Origin of the sequence: Bacillus sp. AFS012607, from assembly GCF_002558005.1 — a bacterium.
Lineage (GTDB): Bacteria > Bacillota > Bacilli > Bacillales > Bacillaceae_G > Bacillus_A > Bacillus_A thuringiensis_S.
Window position 1 is genome coordinate 1 of sequence record NZ_NTVM01000079.1, and the last position, 2,020, is coordinate 2,020.

Consider the following 2,020-nt stretch of genomic DNA (forward strand, 5'->3'; position numbering starts at 1 on the left):
TTTGCGATTCAGCATTTTGTTGTTTGTTTCCATAAATGTCTTTATTGTATACTACTTTTCCTGTTGCATTTTGTACTTTAATACTCGCATACGTTTCATTAAAATAATGATGCGGTACGCCTGCTTTTAAGTCGATTTGCATTTCTTCTGTTGACTTATTGAAATTAATTTTTGCAAACTCAAAATCACTAATTCCTTTTAGTGACCATGCAAACTGCTTTCCTTCTAAAATACTAGAAGAGTTCGGTATATCTGAATTAAAACCTAAGTTATTTAATATAGATTTTAAATCAGGTAAAACACCTATTCTATCATTCCAAGGATCTTGAGATTGTGTTCCTGTATTTGGATTACTTAAAATATTTCTTAATTCGGCTGGTGTATAAGGAGAACCTCGATGTTCTTTAGCAATACCTTGAATCGAAGTTGCTGCCCCGGCAATAATTGGTGAAGCACTTGATGTTCCACTAAATGTTGATGTATATAAATTTGTAGTATTTTGATTTGGATTTGCTGATGTTGTATCAACATTTTCTCCCCATCCATATACATCTAATCGACTTCCATAATTTGAAAACCATAAACGTTTATGTGGAACAGTTGATGATCCCGCCCCAACCATAATAGCACCTGAATCCTTGAAGTCTGGACTATTTCGATTTAAGATCTTTTTTCCATTACGATCTTTAAAATTATCTAAGTCGTTTGAACCATTTGCGCCAGCTTCTATAATAATAATCCCTTTATCTGCACCAACACGAATTGCATCAAAAATATCTGGATGTACTTCTACAGGTAAATATTTATCCCCATACCCATCATATGAAGCTTGTGCCTCTAATAAAAGAACATCCCCTGATTGTAAATTATGTACAGCACTTAAAATAGCATCTGCTGTATTATAAATTCCATTATCCCTAATTTGGGATATTACTTTTACATTTGCTTTTGGTGCAATTCCAATATTTCCAATTTGATTATCTTCGGATGAAACAATTCCTAAAACTGAAGTACCATGAGCTCTATGCTGGCTTATATTTTGTCCAGACATAAGCTTTATATTTTTATTGACTAAATCCTCATGGTTCAATAACCACCCATATTCCATATCCACAAAAGTTGTACCCTTCCCGTCACCACCCTTAATGCTCCAAGCATGCGAGGCATTAATTCCCTTTGGTGCCGCTTCAAGATATCCTTGATTTTTAAATCTAGGATCATCGTACGGATTAACAGATAAATCTTGTAACTGTATTTCAGGGGGTGTCAAAATTTGTTTTTCTTGTATATAAGTCTCCTCTACAAGAGGTGATGTTTCAAATTTTTTCAGTAACAACTCTATTTCTATGTTATTAGGAGCTTGTACAATATAATAATTTAATAAATTATTAGCTGATTGATTAGCAAATGATTTAGAGTGTACTGATAACTTTTCAATCTCTATCGGATTTACAGATGAGAACAGACGATTCAAAGTAAGTTCTTTATTTTCAGAAAATAACTCCTTTAAATTGTTATCATAATCCCCATTTTTTATTCTTTTCTCAATACCATCTTCATAAGGTAAGTCAATTTGATTTTTAAACTTTACAATTAATCTTTCTTCCTGTGAATCTCTTTCCTTGTATGTGACATTATAAGATTCAGCATAAACTTTATTATGAATACTATCATTTTGTAGGATTAGATCTGTTCCTACAAAAGTTGTCATTGCAATTGATGAAATTAGAAACCCTTTGAATATGTTCATACTATACCCGCCAATCTATATTCTCTTGAGATTTTTTTAATGCGTATAATGGTTAAAATTTTTATATAATATATAAATCTATAATTTAACTTTTGTAGTAAAATCTATGACTTTATTAATAATCCCATAGAGGTAACCTGATATATTCTTTTCTTTCCCATATACTCCTGTTTACTATTCTCAAGATTAGTAAGTGTGGCGCGTGTCTTTTCCTTTTGTGCTTCTCCCTCTATATGAGTAAACTCAATACAATCCCCTACTTTGACTGAA

General features: G+C 31.8%; 1 protein-coding gene and 1 pseudogene. Both read right to left on the reverse strand.

Annotation, left to right across the window (positions count from 1 at the left end; all coding sequences use genetic code 11):
- Positions 1-1,750: putative mucin/carbohydrate-binding domain-containing protein (locus CN409_RS30800; RefSeq protein ID WP_170955854.1), on the reverse strand; the 1,750-nt coding region annotated here is incomplete at its 3' end.
- 104 nt (positions 1,751-1,854) lie between these two features.
- Positions 1,855-2,020, reverse strand: a pseudogene (locus CN409_RS32905) (putative mucin/carbohydrate-binding domain-containing protein); the annotation flags it as partial.